This is a genomic window from Kribbella sp. NPDC055071 (assembly GCF_053608045.1).
On the sequence record NZ_JBSGUS010000004.1, the window covers coordinates 91,191 to 109,294 of the forward strand.

The following is an 18,104-nucleotide window of genomic DNA, read 5'->3' on the forward strand; positions in this document are numbered from 1 at the left end:
GGTCACCATGTCATTACCGCTTTGCCAGTGGTGAATGCTTCGGCGTACTTCGCCCGGCACTCCATCCCGCGCAGCCTGGCCAGCCCGGCGAAGACCTCTTCGTCGAACCAGTCGTGCGGGACCTGCGACGGGTACGCCTTGTGCAGGCGGGCCACCTTCTCCCGCAGCTGCTCCTCGGTCAGCTCGACGTACAGCCACGGCCGGCCGAAGTCGCCGTCCCACTTGGGAATCTCGTAGTGCAGTACCAAGTGGTTGCGCCACACCGTCGGCGCGAGCTCGGCGATCAGCCGGTGGTCCTGGTGCGCGTCGTGCTTGCTCGGGGCAAAGACCAGATCAGGCTTGCGGCTCCCCCTGGCCGTCGCCTCGAGCAACTCCTTGGTCTCGTTCCAGTACGACGGCAACCGGCCGTCGGGCAACTCGGCCGAGGTGATCGTCACCGCGCACTCGGGCAGGAACAGCTCCGCCGCGCGGCGGGCCTCCTCCAGCCGCAGCGGGGTCCCCGTCGCGATCACGAACTCGGCGGTCAGCTCCGGTACCGACTCGGCCAGCTTGAGCAGCGTGCCGCCGCAGCCGATCTCGATGTCGTCCGGATGCGCGCCGAGGGCAACCAGATGGATCGGCCCGTCGATCAGGCCGAGCTGGAACGGCAGCATCAGATCGCCATCACTACCGGCACGTCCGCCGACGCCGTGGGTTCCTTGTCCAGCACCTGTGCCTGCTGCTGCCGGACCTGGTGGCTCCACAGTGCCCACGGCTTCTTGCCGGAGCGGTACAGCTCCTCCAGCTGGCTGCGCTCCTTGAGCGTGTCCATCGGCGCCCAGAACCCGTGATGCGGGATGGCCTCCAGCTTGCGCATCGCGGCCAGCCGCGGGAACGCGTCGCCGACCAGGTCCTCGCCCTCGTTCAGGACGTCGAAGATCTCCTTCTTGATGACGAAGAACCCGCCGTTGATCCAGACGTTCAGGTCGACCGCCGACCGCAGCCCGGTGACCCGGGAGTCGGTGCCGAACTCGACCGTGTGGAAGGACGCCTGCGGTGGCACCGCGAGCAGGCTGGCGGTGATGTCGCTGGTCATCACGTGGTCGACGATCTTGTCCATCGGCGCGTCGGTGAGCACGTCGCCGTAGTTGGCCAGGAACGCGTCGTCGTCCTCCAGGAACGGCCGCACCCGCCGCAGCCGTTCACCGATCGAGGTGTCGATGCCGGTGTCGACGAAGGTGATCTTCCACTCGCTGATGTCGGAGTCGAGCAGCTCGATGTGCTCGCCACCCTTCGTCATTACGAAGTCGTTGGAGACGGTCTCCTCGTAGTTGAGGAAGTAGTTCTTGACCGCGGCTCCCCCGAAGCCCAGGCAGAGGATGAACTCGGTGTGGCCGAAGTGCGCGTAGTACCGCATGATGTGCCACAGGACCGGCCGGTCGCCGATCGTCATCATCGGTTTCGGTGCGGAGTCCACCCCGCTGCGCATCCGCAGCCCCAGACCCCCGCAGAAGATCACGACCTTCATCTGACTTCCCTTCCCCCCAACACCTTTTAGATGACTTCGAGGCGCGGGATGGGTACGACGAACTTCGCGCCCCACTCCCGTGCGTAGCCGAGCTGGTGGACGATCTCCTCGCGCAGGTTCCACGGGAGGATCACGATGTAGTCGGGGCGTGTCTCGGCGAGGCGCTCCGGGGCGTGGATCGGGATGTGCGTGCCCGGCAGGAACATGCCGTGCTTGTGCGGGCTCCGGTCGACCGTGTACGGCAACAGATCCGCACGGATACCGCAGTGGTTGAGCAACGTGTTGCCCTTGCCGGGCGCGCCGTACCCGGCGACCGTCTTGCCGGCGCGGGCGGCCTGGACCAGGAAGGTGACCAGGTCGGCCTTGATCGCGAAGACGTCCTTGGCGAAGCCGTCGTGGCCCTCGACCGTGTGCAGGCCGGCGTCTTCCTCGTCCTGCAGGACCTTGCCGACCAGCTCGGTCGGTTCGCCGGCCGTCTCGACCGGGGTCGAGAAGAGCCGCAGCGATCCGCCGTGGCTGGCGAGTTCCTGAACGTCAACCACCTTCAGGCCCGCCATCTCGAGAGCCAGCGCGGCGGTCTTGAGGGTCAGGTACTGGTAGTGCTCGTGGTAGATCGTGTCGTACTGGCGCCGTTCGATCAGCCGGAGCAGGTGCGGGAACTCCAGCGACACCAGGCCGTCGTCCTTCACCAGCGCGCGCAGGCCCTTGGCGAAGTCGACGATGTCCGGCACGTGCGCGAACACGTTGTTGCCGACGACAAGGTCCGCCTGCCCGTGCCGGGCGGCCGCGTCCGTGCCGGTCTCCTCGCCGAGGAAGTAGCTCTCGGTCCGGATGCCCTTCTCGTTGGCGATCTTGGCGATGTTCGCGGCCGGCTCGATCCCGAGCACCGGGATGCCGAGCGCGGTCGCGTGCTGCAGCAGGTAGCCGTCGTTGCTGGCGGCCTCGACGATCAGGCTCTCGGCGCCGAGGTCCAGGCGCTCCTGCATGTCGACGACGAACCGGCGGGCGTGCTCCACCCAGCTGGTCGAATACGACGAGAAGTACAGGTAGTCGCTGAACACGTCGTCGGCCGCGACGTACGCCGGCAGCTGGACGAGCAGGCAGTTGTCACAGATGCGGACGTGCAACGGGTAGAACGTCTCACCGCTGTCGAGCTGGTCGGCGCGCAGGTAGCTCTCGCACGGCGGCGACATGCCCAGGTCGACGAAGGTCCGGGTCAGCTCGTGGCCGCAGATCCGGCAGGCGATCGAGCCAGTCATCGGTTCGGTCATCGGTTCAGCTCCTTCGGGCCGGGGAACTGCGCGTCGGTCTGCCGGCGCAGGTTGCCGTCGACCAGACCGGCTCCGAGCAGCTGCTGGATCCGGCGCAGCCGGACGAACTGGGCGGAGTTGAAGTCGTCCAAGGTGAGGCCGTGGCGCTGGTAGGCGTCGTACATCTGGTCGACGCCCTTGCTGACCGTCCACTGCAGCTTCAGGTCCGGGAACGTGTCGTTGAGCTTGGCGAAGTCGACCTTGTAGTTGCGCAGGTCCGGGCCGGCGCCGTCGGCGATCGACAGGGTCGAGCCGGGTACGGCCGCGCGGACCATCTCGGCGATGTCGCGCACCTGGACGACGTCCTCGGAGCGGCCGACGTTGAAGGCCTGGTCGTGGATCACCTCACGGGGCGACTCCAGCACGGTCAGGAACGCGCGGCTGATGTCCTCGATGTGGACCAGCGGGCGCCACGGCGTGCCGTCGCTCTCGAGCCGGACCTGGCCGCTGGTCATCGCGATCGCGGTCAGGTTGTTCACGACGATGTCCAGGCGCAGGCGCGTGGAGGCGCCGTACGCGGTGGCGTTGCGCAGGTACGTCGGGCTGAAGTTGTCGTCGGCCAGCTTCGCCAGCTCCTGCTCGGCCAGCGCCTTGGTCTCGCCGTACGCCGTGACCGGGAACATCTCGGCGTCCTCGCCGACGGCTTCGGATCCGGCGGCGCCGTACAGGCTGCAGGAGGAGGCGAAGAGGAAGCGCTCGACCCCCGCGTCCTTGGCCGCCTGCGCGACGTTCAGCGTGCCGTCCAGGTTGACCGAGTAGGTCGCGGCCTTGTCGAGGTTGCCGAGCGGGTCGTTCGACAGGGCGGCCAGACAGACCACCGCGTCGTACCCCTCGAGCTCCCGCGCGGTCACGTCCCGCATGTCCCGGGGCCGCCGGTCGCCGATCGGCTCCGGACCTCCCAGCAGGTCACACCCCTCGTACAGCCCGGTGTCCAACCCGTCCACCTGATGCCCGGCATCCCGCAGGAACGGCACCATCACGGCCCCGATGTACCCCCGGTCCCCGGTGACCAGAACCCTCATCCGCCCCACTCCCCTGCCTCGATTCCCCTGTCCGCTACAACAGATCACCGAGCCGGCCCCCTGATACATCCGATTCGGATTCAAGCCCGGGACCTGCTGGACGGACACGTTCGGTGACTCTGAATACTTTCCGCCAATTTCGGGGGGTCGTGTATCAGCGGCGGGCTGCGGGTGCTCTCCTCTGCGCTGACATACGCAGGGGACGCCTGCGTCATGAGCCTGTGGGGGGCGCTATGAAGGTTGCCGTATTCGGCTTGGGGTATGTGGGGTCGGTGACGGCCGCGTGCCTCGCGGCGAACGGCCACGACGTCTGGGGAGTCGATGTCGACACCGCGAAGGTCGATCCGATCACCGCGGGGCACAGCCCGGTGGTGGAGCCGGGTCTGGACGAACTGGTGGCGGCGGGGGTTACCGCGGGCAAGCTGCACGCGACCACCGATCCGCGTCTCGCGCTGGAGCGCGCCGACGTCTCCCTGATCTGTGTGGGAACGCCGTCGACACCGGCCGGCAGTACCGATCTGACCTACATCCGGCGTGCGGTCCGCGACATCGCGGAGGCCGCGCACGTGGTGAACCCGTCGGCGTCGGGATTCCACAGCATCGTGGTCCGCAGCACGGTCCCGCCGGGCACGGTCGACGAGGTCGTCGAGCAGGTCCTGGCCGACGTACCGCCGCCGGAGGGGCTCACCTACGGGACGGCGATGACGCCGGAGTTCCTCCGCGAGGGATCGGGACTGGCGGACTTCTACGACCCGCCGTTCGTGGTGGTCGGCACCCGGAACCCGACGGTCGGTACCGCTCTGACCGACCTGTTCGCCTTCGTTTTCGAAAGACGCGGCTTGGGCGTCGAGGTCCAGGTAGTCGACGTTCGTACGGCGGAAGCACTCAAGTACGCGTGCAACGCCTTCCACGCGACCAAGGTCTCGTTCGCCAACGAGATGGGCCGGATCTTTCGCAACTACGGGGTGGACTCGCGCGAGGTGATGCGGCTCTTCGTCCAGGACACGAGCCTGAACATCTCGCCGTACTACCTCAAGCCCGGCTTCGCGTTCGGCGGCTCCTGCCTGCCGAAGGACCTCCGCTCGGTGCTGCACCTGGCCCGCGTCAACAACACCGACCTCCCGCTGCTGGCCGGCACGCTGGCCACCAACGAGCGGACCGTCAGCGACGTCGTCGACCGCGTGATCGCCGGCCCCGGCCGCGAGATCGCACTGCTCGGCCTGAGCTTCAAGCACGCGACCGACGACCTGCGCGAGAGCCCGAACGTCGAGCTGGCCGAGCGCCTCATCGGCAAGGGCTACAACCTGCGCATCTACGACGCGATCGTCAACCCGTCCCGCCTGGTCGGCGCGAACCTACGACACGTGACGTCGAAGCTGCCGCACCTGCAGCGGGTGCTGACCGACGACCCGCAAGCCGCCCTCCGCGGCGCCGACCTGGCGCTGGTCTCGGCCACCGACACCGCGGCCGTCAACGCGCTGCTGAGCGAACCCCCGGCTCGGATCATCGACCTCAGCGGCCGTCTCGGCGACGACATCGAGGCACTGCCCGGATACGAAGGAGTGGGCTGGTGAGCGGTCCGCGCGTCCTGATCATCATCCAGAACCTGTGGGTGCCGTTCGACCGCCGCGTGTGGGAAGAGTGCAAGGCCCTGACCGCCTCCGGGTACGACGTGACCGTCGTGTGCCCCAAGGGGCCGGGCGATCCGTCGTACCAGGTCATCGACGGGGTGGCGGTCCATCAGTACAAGGCCTACTCCCCCGGCGGCAGCAAGATCGGGTTCGTCGCGGAGTACGCGTACTCGTTCCTGATGACGCTGCGGCTGGTGCTGCGGGCCCGCAAGGCCGGCCACTTCGACGTACTGCAGGCGTGCAACCCGCCGGACATCTTCTGGCCGATCGCGATGCTGCTACGCCGGCTGGACCGGACGAAGTTCGTCTTCGATCACCACGACCTGTGTCCGGAGCTCTTCCAGTCCCGCTTCGGCGGTACGACGAGCCTTCCGTACAAAGGGTTGCGCTACCTCGAACGGCGGACGCACCGCACGGCCGATCACGTCACGTCGACGAACGACTCGTACCGGCGGATCGCGATCACCCGCAGCGGCAAGGCGAACCACGACGTGACCGTGGTCCGGACCGGGCCGGACCCGGACAAGCTGCAGCGCGACCCGTCCGCCGTCGACGAGACGCTCCGCCGCGGTCACCGCTACCTGGTCACCTACATCGGCGTGATGGGTCCGCAGGACGGCGTCGACATCGTCGTTCGCGCGGCCGACTACATCGTCAACGATCTCGGCCGGACCGATATCGCATTCACGCTGATGGGCGGCGGCGACTCGTTCGACGAGGTGGTCGCGCTACGGGACAAACTCGGCCTGGCCGACCACGTCGAGTTCACCGGCCGAGTGCCGGACGAGACGGTCCGTGCGGTGATGTCGACTGCGGATCTCGGGCTCTCGCCAGACCCGAAGAACCCCCTCAACGACGTGTCGACGATGAACAAGACCATGGAGTACATGGCCTTCGAGCTCCCGGTCGTCGCATTCGACCTGGTCGAGACGAAGGTCTCGGCCGACGAGGCCGCGGTGTACGTCGAGCCGAACGACGTCGAACTGTACGGCGAAGCGATCGTCACGCTGCTCGACGACGAGGTGCGTCGCCGGCGGATGGGCAAGTTCGGTCGCGAGCGGGTCGAGCAGACGCTCGCCTGGAAGCACCAGCGGAAGGCGTACCTGGGCGTGTACGACCAGCTGACCGGTCACGTCAGCCACATCGGCGACGTCGCCCGGGCGACGGGGTCCTGAGGTGTGCGGGATCGCCGGCTGCTACCAGCAGCACGACGGCTACGCGCTGGCCGAGACGATGAGCGACCGGATCGCGCACCGCGGTCCGGACGCCGCGCACGTCTACCGGTTCGAGGACGGTGACGTCCAGGCGCACCTCGCGCACCGGCGGCTGTCGATCATCGACCTGTCGTCGGGCGCGGACCAGCCGTTCACCAAGCGCGGCCTGACGATCTGCTACAACGGCGAGCTCTACAATTACAAGGAACTGCGCGCCGAGCTGGCGCACTCGGGCATCTCCTTCCGGACCAACTCCGACACCGAGGTCGTGCTGGAGGCCTGGCGTCGCTGGGGTCCGGACGCGCTGCGGCGGTTCCGCGGCATGTTCGCGTTCGCGATGCTGGACGAGGACAGCGGCAGCATGTACCTGGCCCGCGACCCGCTCGGTATCAAGCCGCTCTACTTCTTGCGCCGGCAGGGCGGAGTCGTCTTCGCGTCCGAGCTGAAGGCGCTGGTCGCCGCGGTCGGTCCGGAGCTCCGCACCGAGCCCGGCGCGCTGATCGCGTCGATGCTGTACTACTGGCTGCCCGAACAGCGGTGCGCGATCGACGGCGTGGACAAGCTTCCGCCGGGATCGTGGGCCGAGTTCCGGCCGGACGGCAGCATGCGGCACGAGACGTACTGGCGTGTCACCGATGTCGCGACCGAGGCCGCGGCCGGGCCGCCGGCGGATCTGCGGCAGGTGATCGAGGAATCGGTCGCCGCGCACATGGTGGCCGACGTACCGATCTCGACGTTCCTGAGCGGTGGTCTCGACTCGAGCCTGGTCACTGTGCTGGCCAAGCGGCTCGACCCCGGCGTCGACTCGTACACGATCACCTTCCGTGCGCAGGACCAGAAGCTCGAGGCGATGCCGGACGACGCGATCTACGCGCGCAAGGTGGCGCAGCAGTTCGGGATCGACCTGCACGAGATCGAGATCGCGCCGGACGTGGTGGAGCTGCTGCCGCGGATCGTGGACATCCTCGACGAGCCGATCGGTGATCCGGCCGCGATCAACACGCTGCTGATGTGCGACACCGCGCGCGATGCCGGGGTGAAGGTGCTGCTGTCCGGGATGGGTGCGGACGAGCTGTTCGGCGGCTACCGCAAGCATCTGGCGTGTGTGATGGGCGCGCAGTACCAGCGGCTTCCCGGCGTACTGCGGAACGGTCTGATCGGGCCGACGGTACGGCGGCTGCCGGTGACGTTGAACGGCCGTGGGTTGCGGTACGCGCGCTGGGCCAAGCGGTTCGAGACCTTCGCGAACCTGTCCGAGGAGACCGCGTTCCGGCGCAGCTACACCATGTACGACGGGGACCAGCTGGCCGGTCTGTTGAGTCCGGACCTGGAGCCGTATGTCGGGAAGCTGCTGGCCGAGCACAGCGACATCTACCACGACACCACGCTCGACGACCACGTGAACCGGATGTGCCTGGCCGACTCGCGGATGTTCCTGCCCGGGTTGAACCTCGCCTACACCGACCGGTCGAGCATGGCCGCGTCGACCGAGGTCCGGACGCCGTTCGTGGATCCGATCGTGGCGCGGGCCGCGTTCTCGATCCCGGGCAGCGACAAGATCCACCGGCGGGTCAGCAAGCTCGCGCTGAAGAAGGCGGCCGAGGCGTGGTTGCCGAAGGAGATCATCTACCGGCCGAAGGCGTCGTTCAGCGCGCCGTTGCGGGCGTGGATCCGCAACGACCTGCGCGAACTGGTCGACGACACGCTGTTGCGTGGGGAGCTCGTCGGGAGTGGGTTCCTGCAGCAGGCCGCCGTACAGCGACTGGTCGACGACGAGCGCGCCGGTCGTGAGGACTACTCGAAGCAGATCTGGCAGTTGCTGACCTTGGAGACCTGGACCCGCAACATGCGGTCCTTGGGCGTCACCATTACTTCTTTGTGAAGGACGGACATGAAGCAGGTTGCACAGAACTACAAGTCCGGTGAGCTGGTTGTGCTGGACGTGCCTTCGCCCACCTGTGCGCCCGGTGGCGTGCTGATCCGTTCGCTGTACTCGCTGATCTCGACCGGCACCGAGCTGATGAAGGTCGGCGAGGCGAAGCTTTCACTGGTCGGCAAGGCGAAGGCGCGGCCGGACCAGGTCCGCAAGGTGCTGGACTCGGTGGCGCAGCAGGGTGCGGTCAACACCTACAAGAAGGTGATGAACAAGCTCGACTCCTACACACCGCTCGGATACTCGTTGTGTGGCGTGGTTGTCGAGGTCGGCGCTGGTGCTGAGGAGTTCAGCGTCGGGCAGTTGGTTGCTGCCGCGGGCAACGAGTTCGCGTTGCACGCCGAGTACAACTGGGTGCCGTTGAACCTGTGCGTGCCGGTGCCGGATGGGGTGCCGGCCGAGCAGGCGGCGTTCTCGACTGTTGGTGCGATCGCGATGCAGGGTGTGCGGCAGGCTGAGGTGCAGCTTGGCGACACGGCTGTGGTGATCGGGCTGGGTCTGGTCGGGCAGCTCGTGGTGCGGTTGCTGGTTGCGGCCGGGGTGCGGGTGTTCGGGATCGACACGGTCGCGGAGCGGTGCCGGATGGCGGAGAAGGCGGGCGCGCTGGCGTGCTCGTCGCCGGACGAGGCCGGGGTCGCGTCGCTGGAGCGTTCGTTGCTCGAGGTGTCCAACGGGCTCGGCGCCGACCACATCCTGCTGTCGGCCGGCGGTCATTCCAACGGTCCGGTCGAGACCGCGGCCCGGCTGGCGCGTGACCGCGCCCGGGTGGTCGACATCGGCAAGACCAAGCTCGACCTGCCGTGGAACGCGTACTACGAGAAGGAACTGGACGTCCGCTTCTCCCGCTCCTACGGGCCCGGCCGGTACGACGATCGCTACGAGCTCCAAGGCATCGACTACCCGGCCGGCTACGTCCGCTGGACCGAACGCCGCAACCTCGAATGCTTCATCGACCTGATCGCCCGCGAACAGATCGACGTAGGCTCCCTCATCGCCGGCCAGTTCCCCATCGCCGAAGCCACCGAGGTTTACCAACAACTAAGCTCCGGATCCCTCCCCGGCGTCGGCTTCCTCTTCGAATACCCCACAGACCCCACCACCCGCGAGGCGCAGAGCGCCGGAGCTGGGGTTGGGTCGGGCCTGGACTCCACCCGCCGGCGGGAGCCGGCCGGAGGGCCGGCTTCCGCCGGCGTTGCTCGGTTGGGGTTTGTCGGGGCTGGGAATTATGCGTCGAGCATGTTGTTGCCGCATTTGCAGGGCAACCAGGGCGTGCGGTTGGCTCGGGTGGCTACCAACAAGTCGTTGTCGGCGGCCAATGCGCAGAAGAAGTTCGGGTTCGAGCAGATCTCCACGGATGCGCAGGAAGTGCTGAACGACGAGAGTCTGGACGCGATCTTCGTGGTGACGCGGCACAGCTCGCACGCGGAGTTGGCTTGCCGGGCGCTGGAGACCGGGAAGGCCGTCTTCGTCGAGAAGCCGCTGGCCTTGACGACCGCGGACGTCGACCGGATCGTCGCGACGGTTGATGCCACCGGCAACGATCGGTTGATGGTCGGGTTCAACCGGCGGTTCGCGCCGCTGCTGACCGACCTGAAGCAGCGCTTCGGCGACCCGGGCGGCAACTTCTCGCTGCGGTACCTGGTGAACGCCGGCAAGCTCGACTCGACCAGCTGGTACCTGGACGCGGACAAGGAAGGCACCCGGTTCGGCGGCGAAGGCGGTCACTTCATCGACACACTGAGCTGGTGGCTGAACAGCCCGCCCACCGAGGTGTACGCCGTACCCGGCCCGGAGACAGGCGACGTCGTCGTCACGCTGCGGTTCGCGAACGGCTCGGTCGGCACGATCAGCTACGTCGGCGGCGGCAACGCGCGCTTCCCGAAGGAGACGATCGACATCACCGGCGGCGGCCGCAACGGACGGCTGGACAACTTCCAGAGCGCCTCGGTCTGGTCCGGCCGCAAGCCCGCGACCCGCAAGGCCCGCGGCACCGACAAGGGTCAGCGCACCGAGCTCGAAGCCTTCGTCGCCGCGGTCAGGTCCGGCGGACCGATGCCGATCTCGTTGGACTCGCTGATCGCCACCACCCGCGCCACCATCGCCGTCGACCGGAGCCTCGCCAGCGGGAAACCGGAAAGCGTGTGAGCCGCCAGCCCTTGGGCTGGTACGTCCGGCGGCTGCGCCGGATGTCCCCCACCGAGCTGATCTGGCGCACCCGTGACCACGGACGCCGCACTGCCTGGGCCTACCAACAGGTCCGGCCCGGGCAGGACACTCACGTCGATCTCCCGCTGCGGAAAGAGCTGACCTTCGGTACGACGCTCCCGCCGCACTCGGCCTGCGCCGTACCGGCCGAAGCACGTCAGGCCGTGATCGACACCGCCGACGCGATCATGGCCGGCAAGCTCGAAGTGCTCGGCGTGGACCGGACGGATCTGCAGGCGCCGGACTGGTTCCGCGACCCGATCACGGGCCGCCGCTCCGATCCGGCGCAGTACGTGTTCAAGCTGAACCACCGCAACGAGGACGCGGTCGGGAACATCAAGCAGGTCTGGGAGTTGTCCCGCCACCACCACCTGACCCAGCTGGCGGCGGCGTGGGCCCTGACCCACGACGACGCGTACGCCGAACGCGTCGCCGACCAGCTGAACGACTGGTGGCGATCGAACCCGTTCCTGTCCGGCGTCCACTGGGCAAGCGGGATCGAGGTCGGTCTCCGGCTGATCAGCTGGACCTGGATCCGCCGACTCCTCAACGACTGGCCGGAGATCACCGACCTGTTCGAGCACAACGAGCTCGCACTGCGACAGATCTACTGGCACCAGCGCTACCTGTCGGTGTTCCAGAGCCGTGGCTCCTCGGCGAACAACCACGTGATTGCCGAGGCAGCCGGACAGCTCGTCGGCACCTGCGCGTTCCCGTGGTTCGCCAAGAGCGCGCAGTGGCGCGACGACGCGGCCGCCCTGCTGGAGCAGGAGCTCGAGGCCAACACCTTCCCGTCCGGCGTGAACCGCGAACTCGCGACCGACTACCACCGCTTCGTCTCCGAACTCGGCCTGTACGCCGCTCTCGAGGCCGACACCTCCGGTCATCCGCTCAGCCCGCGCACGTGGGCTCTGCTCACACGCACCCTCGATGTCGCCGCGGCGATCGTCGACACCACCCTGCGGCCGCCGCGGCAGGGCGATGACGACGAGGGCATGGTCCTGGTCATCGACCCGCCGAATGTCCACAGTTGGGCGGCATTCCTCGCCCTCGGTGCCGCCGTGGCCGGTCCGGCGCCGTGGTGGCCGGATACGCCGGTCACGGCGACAAGTGTGTTCGTAGGCGCCCTGATCGACGGTCAGCAAGCCGACCGCCCAGCCGAGCGACCCGACCACTTCGACGACGCCGGCCTGACGATCCTGCGCAGTCGCGACGCAGGCCCAGAGATCTGGTGCCGTGCCGACGCCGGTCCACACGGATTCCTTTCCATCGCGGCCCACGCGCACTGCGACGCCTTGTCGCTCGAGGTGCGCGTCGACGGCGTCGACATCCTGGCTGACCCAGGCACGTACTGCTACCACGGCGAAGAGGAGTGGCGGAACTACTTCCGCTCGACCATCGGCCACAACACCGTCGAGGTCGCCGGGGCCGAGCAGTCCACCTGGGGTGGCCCGTTCCTCTGGTTGCGCGGGGCAACAGGCCGCGTACGCCGGTACTCCGTCGACGGCGAAGCGGTCAGCTGGGACGCCGACCACGACGGCTACCTGTCGAGCGAATCACCGGTCGCGCACCGGCGTACCGCCGTACTCGATCGTGGGGTTCTGCGGGTCGAGGACCACCTGGATGCGGCGGCCGACGTACGGATCGCGTGGCACCTCGGACCGGACGTGACCGTGGCCTTGGACGGATCGGCCGGGCGACTGGAATGGCCAACGGGTTCGGCAGTGGTCGAACTGCCGCCCGGTCTGACCTGGACCACGCATCACGGTGGCGACGATCCGTTGCTGGGCTGGTACTCACCGCGATTCGGCCACAAGGTCCCCATCACCGCCCTGGTCGGAACCGGTGTGATCACTCCGGATTCCCCCGCGACCAGCACTTTTCTCTTCCGGTCCTGACCAGAATTCCGCCGCGTCCCGCTGTATCAAGCCCGGCGCACCGCCCCTCTATTACTCCGAAGTCATCGCGGCGTTCGACTGGAGGGGACTGTGAGCGCACAGCAGCTCGACGTCAAGAAGTCTTGGCAGGCTATCCGGCGACACCGGCTGATCGTGACGGCCGTGGCGGCGGTCGGTCTGCTGGCTGGGATCGGGTACGGCCTCTTGGTGCCTGCACTGCACACGGCGACCTCACTGGTCGTGCTGCCACCGGCGCCGGTGGCCACCGACTCGGCAACGGCAACCGGCACGCAGAGCATCAAGACGCAGGTGTACATCGCGGAGAGCGAGCCGGTGCTGCGCAGTGCCGGGCAGAACCTGAGCCCGGCCCTGCCGACCGCAACCGTTCGTGACCGCGTCACGGTCACCGGTGTCACCGACGACGTCGTCAGGATCGACGCCAAGGGCACCACCGCCGCGCAGTCGATGCGGCTGGCGAACGCCGTCGCGCAGGTCTACCTGGTCTTCGTCACCACCGACCAGCAGCTACCTGGCGACCTGGGCAAGAAAACGGGGGCACGGGTCTTGGAGGAAGCGACCACCGCACGGGGCGGGAGTCTGCCGGTCCATCTGGGCATCTTCGGTGTGCTCGGCGCACTGATCGGCGCCGTGGTCGGATCGATCGGCGTACTGGCGAAGGTTCGTGGCGACCGGCGGCTACGGCTGCGGGACGAGATCGCCGACGCTGTCGGCCTACCGGTGCTGGCATCGGTGTCGTCGTACCGGGCCAACGATGTGTCCGACTGGGCCTATCTGCTCGAGCACTATTCACCCACCGCGGTCGAGGCCTGGAGCCTGCGCAAGACGCTGCACCTGCTCGACCTGGACGTGAAGGGCGGCGCACCGGTATCCCTGACGGTGCTGTCCTTCGCCGGCGACGACAAAGCATTGCCACTGGGCCCCCAGCTGGCCGCGCTCGCGGAATCCATCGGCATCTCCACCTCGATCGTGGTCGACTCCCTCGAGGAGCCCGCGGGCGACGCCGCGCTGACCATCCACCTGGTCGTGGTCGACCGGGACGCGCCGCACGTGGTCGGTGCCGAGCCCAGCACCAACACGATCATCGCGCTGTCGGCCGGTACGGTCACGGCCGAGGAACTGGCCCGGCTGGCGGTCGCGGCCGTGGCCGACGACCGCAACATCGACGGTCTGGTCGTCACCGATCCCGATCCGAGCGACCGCACCATCGGCCGGGTCTCGCAGTCGCTGCGCCGAGGCAACTCCCGGCTGCCAACCCTCCTCACCGGTACCGCGAGGAGGACCAAGTGAGCAATCAGCCCTACACCGAACCTGTGGTCGGCGAACCGGCCTGGGCGGACGACGACGGCCTGTTCGCGAACGAGCCGACCGCCGCGTTCCCGCCCGACAGCCTCGTCACCTTCCGGTTCATCCGCGACGCCCTGCGCCGGCACCTGCGCATCTGGCTCGTGGTCGCGTTCATCGGCCTCGTCGGTGGGCTCGCGTCCACCGTCGTCCTGCCGGCCGCGCACGAGTCGACGACCCGGATGCTGCTCACGCACCGCGAGGGTCAGGACCCGACGAAGTCGATGGCCACGGATGTCAGCCTGGCCACCACGCACACGGTGGCCCAGCGGGTGATCGACCTGCTCAAGCTGCCCGAGACGCCGGACGACCTGCTCAAGGAGTACACCGCGGTCCCTGTCACCGACCGGGTGATGCAGGTGACCGCGACGGCGAAGACCTCGGACGACGCGACCAAGCTGGCCACTCTGGTCGGCCAGGTCTTCCTGATCTACCGCAAGGAGCAGATCGCCCTGCAGGACGCGCCGCTGCGCCGCGACCTGACCGCAGCCCAGAACGGCCTGACCGCTGCCGAGCAGGCGGTTCGCGCCGCGGGTGACAACCCCGACGAGCTCGCCCACCCGACCAGCCCGGAAGCCGCCCGGCTTGGGGCCGCGCGCGACCGGGTGCAGTACATCTCGCAGCAGCTGCTCGACCAGCAGGTCCAGGCCGAGCGGATGAACAGCAGCCGCATCCTCGATGCGGCCGCGCCGGTGCCGGTGTCGGCCAAGCGGACGATCGTCATCAACGCCGGCACCGGTCTGATCGCCGGGCTGTTCCTGGGACTCGGGTTCGTGATCGTCCGGGCGTTGATCTCGGACCGGCTGTGGAAGCGCCAGGACATTGCCCATGCCCTCGGCGCCCGGGTCCGGCTGAGCGCCGAGCGCCCGGCGCGCTGGCGTTTCCTGCCCTACCCGACCTACCTGCGGGCGTCGCAACGACGCCAGCCCGAGATCCGGCTGATGGTGCAGCACCTGGACCAGCGGATCTTCTGGGGCGAGCGGCCGACGCCTGCGCTGGCCGTGGTCAGCGTCGACGACGTGAAGGTGTGTGGCCTGGTGGTCGCGTCGCTGGCGTACGCACTGGCCGAGGAAGGCAAGCACGTGATGGTCGTCGACCTCACCGAGAGCGGCCTGCTGGCCACCATGCTCGGCGTCAAGACGCCGGGCACGCACGAGTCCCGGCTGAGCGAGCTGGGCCGGCGGATCGACGTACACCGGCCCGACCCGAACGGCGGACCCGCGCAAGGCTGCTACCTGCGACTCAGCGACTCCAACCGGCCGGCCAGCTCGGGCGACATCGCGCTGGACGCCGCCTGGGAGGTGGCCGACGTCGTGCTGAGCCTCGCCACGCTGACGCCGGAGCTGGGCGCCGACCACCTGGGGACGTGGGCGTCGCACGCCGCGGTCGTCGTGACCGCAGGGATGTCGACCACGACCAAGATCCAGGCCACCGGTGAGATGCTGCGGCTGGCCGGGCTCGAGATCTCCACGTCCGTCGTCCTTCGTCCGGACCGTACCGACGAGAGCGTCGGCGTCACCGAGGCCGAGTCCGGTGCGCAGAAGACGGTGGACGTCGAGATGTTCGGCCGATGACCGCACTCGCCACCCGCCTCAGCACCCGGCTGCCTACCCGGCTCGGCCGCCGCCCCTCCCGGCGGGTGGTCGCGCCCGAGATCCGCAGGCGCCGGCGGGTCCAGCTGACCTGGGCGCTGCTGGTGCTGAACGTGATGACGTTCTTCCCCGGCGCACCGCACCTGATCCCGATCCCGGGCAGCCTCGGCAAGCTCATCGCGCAGTCGGCGCTGGTCGGCGCACTGATGGTCGTGCTGATGGTGAACCGGCCGGTCCGGGTCCGGGCGAGTGTGTTCATCTTTCTGCTGCTGACGTTGGCAGCGGAGAGTCTGCTGGCCAGCATCCGGGCCGAGTTCCTGTTCGGCGCGCTGTTCCGCGCCGGCCGGCTGTTCGGCTTCGCGGTGGTGCTGTGGCTGCTGACGCCGTGGTGGACCCGCCGCGACCTGCTGCTGGTTCGCACGCACCTGATGGTGCTGTGGGCGATCGTCGGGTCCGTCGTGGTCGGCCTCCTGGTCGCACCCGGTCTGGCTCTGACCGAGAACCGGCTCGCGGGCATCCTATGGCCGGTGCCGCCGACCCAGGTCGGGCACTACGCGGCGGTCGCGGCCGGTCTGACGATCGTGCTGTGGCTGTCCGGTCTGCTTCGGCGCGGGATCGCTCTGACCAGTGTCGCGGTCGCCATACCGGTCCTGCTGCTCACTCATACCCGGACCGCGCTGATCGCGCTGCTGGCCGGCGTACTGATCGCCGGGCTGAGCCTGTTCACCGCACGGTCGCGGGTGCGCAAGACGTTCGCGATCGGCTTCGCCGCGTTCTCCGTCGGCGCGCTCACGCTCGGCTCGGTGGTCACCACCTGGCTGGCCCGTGGGCAGGACGCCGCGGAGGTGACCGCGCTGACCGGCCGCCGCGCCGTCTGGGAGGCGATCCTGGACCAGCCGCGGACGACGTTCGAGACGCTGTTCGGGTTCGGCCTGTCCAACAAGTCCTTCAACGGTCTGCCGATCGACAGCAACTGGCTCGGCACGTACTACGACGTCGGGCTGGTCGGGGTCGCGCTCACGATCATGCTCGTGCTGTTCGTGCTGACCGCCGCCTGGTTCACGCCACAGGGCCCGCACCGCGCGCTGGCCCTCTTCCTGGTCGCGTACTGCGTGGTCGCGTCGTTCACCGAGAGCGGGCTGAGCGAGGCGTCGCCGTACCTGCTCGAGCTGACGCTGGCCGCGTCGCTGGTGTACTCCAACTCCCCCCGTGAGGGCACGCGATGAAGATCTTGCTGGTGCACAACAGGTACCGCTCGACCGCACCCAGCGGAGAGAACCGGGTGGTCGACCAGGAGAGCGAGGCTCTGGCCGCACTCGGCCACGACGTCCGCCACTTCGAGCGGCAGAGCGACGACATCGAGAGCTGGCCGGCCTGGCAGAAGGCCACGCTGCCGGCGCGCGTGGTCTGGAACCCGGCGAGTCGGCGTGACCTGGCCGCCGTACTGGCCGAGGACCGGCCCGACGTCGTCCACATCCACAACACGTTCCCGCTGCTCAGCCCCTCGGTGCTGTACGCGTGCCGCGCGGCCGGTGTCCCGGCCGTGATCACCCTGCACAACTACAAACTGCTGTGCGCCAGCGGTGACTTCTTCCGCGACGGTCAGGTCTGCCACAGCTGTGCGGGCGGCAACCCGGCGGCGGGCGTGATCCACCGGTGCTACCGCGGATCCGCACTGGCGACCTCGACCACGGTGCTCAACACGCGCGGACACCGGCGCAGCTGGCGCAACCTGGTGTCGGCGTACATCTTCATCTCCGAATCACAGCGCCGGTTGATGAGTGCGATGGACTTCGACCCGGACCGGACCTTCGTCAAGAACAACCTGGTCCCGTACGACGGACCCCACGGCGGACCGCACGAGCGCCAGGTGGCGTACGTGGGCCGGCTGGATGCGGCCAAGGGCGCACCGCTGCTGATGAAGGGCTGGGACGCTTACCGCGCGATCGCCGGCGACGAAGGGCTGCGGCTCGTGGTCGCGGGTGGTGGGCCGATGCTCGACGAGGTGACCGCCTGGGCCGCCGAGCGGCCGTCGGTCGAGCTGCGCGGACTGATGAGCAAGCCGGAGGTCTTCGAGCTGATCCGCTCCTCCCGCGCGGTCGTCCTGCCGTCGGAGTGGGAGGAGACGTTCGGCCTGGTGGTGGTCGAGGCGATGGCGGCCGGCGTACCGCTGGTCGCGTCCGGCCACGGATCGTTCCCCGACCTGATCACCGACGGCGTCGACGGCGCACTGTTCGAGCCCGGCCGGCCGGATGCGCTCGGCAAGCTCCTACTCGACGTCGACGCGTCACCGGCCAAGTACGAGGACCTCGGCCGGCAAGCCCGCACGACGTACGAAACCAAGCACCAGCCGCAGCAGAGCATCGAGCAACTGCTGGACATCTACCGGTACGCGATCGCACACCCCGTCACCGCCCACCGCTAGTTCGA

At 68.5% G+C, this 18,104-nt stretch carries 13 protein-coding genes and 1 pseudogene; 9 read left to right on the forward strand and 5 right to left on the reverse strand.

Annotation, left to right across the window (positions count from 1 at the left end):
• Nucleotides 1-2 precede the first annotated feature (2 nt).
• From ACWF4Z_RS08975 to ACWF4Z_RS08995, 5 genes and pseudogenes are all read right to left on the reverse strand, one after another.
• Nucleotides 3-653 carry a PIG-L deacetylase family protein gene (locus tag ACWF4Z_RS08975; RefSeq protein ID WP_452242414.1) on the reverse strand — a complete coding sequence of 217 codons (651 nt, stop codon included), beginning with the start codon at nucleotides 651-653 and terminating at the stop codon, nucleotides 3-5.
• Nucleotides 653-1,507 (reverse strand): glucose-1-phosphate cytidylyltransferase, encoded by an 855-nt coding sequence (locus tag ACWF4Z_RS08980; protein WP_452242415.1) that lies wholly within the window; start codon nucleotides 1,505-1,507, stop codon nucleotides 653-655. The genes ACWF4Z_RS08975 and ACWF4Z_RS08980 overlap by 1 nt, the downstream gene beginning before the upstream one ends.
• 26 nt (nucleotides 1,508-1,533) lie before the next feature.
• The gene (locus ACWF4Z_RS08985) at nucleotides 1,534-2,460 is read right to left on the reverse strand and encodes a methyltransferase domain-containing protein (protein WP_452242677.1); all 927 of its coding nucleotides are present in this window, start codon (nucleotides 2,458-2,460) and stop codon (nucleotides 1,534-1,536) included.
• 114 nt (nucleotides 2,461-2,574) lie between these two features.
• A pseudogene (locus ACWF4Z_RS08990) lies at nucleotides 2,575-2,778 on the reverse strand (class I SAM-dependent methyltransferase); the annotation flags it as partial.
• The gene (locus tag ACWF4Z_RS08995) at nucleotides 2,775-3,839 is read right to left on the reverse strand and encodes an NAD-dependent epimerase/dehydratase family protein (RefSeq protein ID WP_452242416.1); all 1,065 of its coding nucleotides are present in this window, start codon (nucleotides 3,837-3,839) and stop codon (nucleotides 2,775-2,777) included. The gene ACWF4Z_RS08995 and the pseudogene ACWF4Z_RS08990, both read right to left, overlap by 4 nt.
• A gap of 233 nt (nucleotides 3,840-4,072) precedes the next feature.
• On the opposite strand from ACWF4Z_RS08995, the gene ACWF4Z_RS09000 reads away from it, so the two are divergent.
• The 9 genes from ACWF4Z_RS09000 to ACWF4Z_RS09040 all read left to right on the forward strand — a co-directional run bounded on the left by ACWF4Z_RS09000 (nucleotide 4,073) and on the right by ACWF4Z_RS09040 (nucleotide 18,099).
• The gene (locus tag ACWF4Z_RS09000) at nucleotides 4,073-5,413 is read left to right on the forward strand and encodes a UDP-glucose dehydrogenase family protein (RefSeq protein ID WP_452242417.1); all 1,341 of its coding nucleotides are present in this window, start codon (nucleotides 4,073-4,075) and stop codon (nucleotides 5,411-5,413) included.
• A complete protein-coding gene (locus ACWF4Z_RS09005; RefSeq protein WP_452242418.1) occupies nucleotides 5,410-6,645 on the forward strand; it encodes a glycosyltransferase family 4 protein in 1,236 nt (411 codons plus the stop codon). Before ACWF4Z_RS09000 ends, ACWF4Z_RS09005 begins: the two co-directional genes overlap by 4 nt.
• Nucleotide 6,646: 1 nt before the next feature.
• Nucleotides 6,647-8,566: an asparagine synthase (glutamine-hydrolyzing) gene (gene asnB / locus ACWF4Z_RS09010; RefSeq protein ID WP_452242419.1), complete on the forward strand. Its 1,920-nt coding sequence runs from the start codon at nucleotides 6,647-6,649 to the stop codon at nucleotides 8,564-8,566.
• Nucleotides 8,567-8,575: 9 nt separating this feature from the next.
• Entirely contained in the window at nucleotides 8,576-10,762 is a 2,187-nt protein-coding gene (locus ACWF4Z_RS09015) for a bi-domain-containing oxidoreductase (RefSeq protein WP_452242420.1), read from the forward strand.
• Entirely contained in the window at nucleotides 10,759-12,720 is a 1,962-nt protein-coding gene (locus tag ACWF4Z_RS09020; protein WP_452242421.1) for an alginate lyase family protein, read from the forward strand. Before ACWF4Z_RS09015 ends, ACWF4Z_RS09020 begins: the two co-directional genes overlap by 4 nt.
• 90 nt (nucleotides 12,721-12,810) lie before the next feature.
• Nucleotides 12,811-14,028, forward strand: coding sequence for a hypothetical protein (locus tag ACWF4Z_RS09025; protein ID WP_452242422.1), 1,218 nt, complete (start codon nucleotides 12,811-12,813; stop codon nucleotides 14,026-14,028).
• On the forward strand, nucleotides 14,025-15,656 hold the full coding sequence (locus tag ACWF4Z_RS09030; protein WP_452242423.1) for a YveK family protein: 1,632 nt from the start codon (nucleotides 14,025-14,027) through the stop codon (nucleotides 15,654-15,656). The genes ACWF4Z_RS09025 and ACWF4Z_RS09030 overlap by 4 nt, the downstream gene beginning before the upstream one ends.
• Nucleotides 15,653-16,900, forward strand: coding sequence for an O-antigen ligase family protein (locus tag ACWF4Z_RS09035; protein WP_452242424.1), 1,248 nt, complete (start codon nucleotides 15,653-15,655; stop codon nucleotides 16,898-16,900). The genes ACWF4Z_RS09030 and ACWF4Z_RS09035 overlap by 4 nt, the downstream gene beginning before the upstream one ends.
• On the forward strand, nucleotides 16,897-18,099 hold the full coding sequence (locus tag ACWF4Z_RS09040) for a glycosyltransferase (protein WP_452242425.1): 1,203 nt from the start codon (nucleotides 16,897-16,899) through the stop codon (nucleotides 18,097-18,099). Before ACWF4Z_RS09035 ends, ACWF4Z_RS09040 begins: the two co-directional genes overlap by 4 nt.
• Nucleotides 18,100-18,104 lie beyond the last annotated feature (5 nt).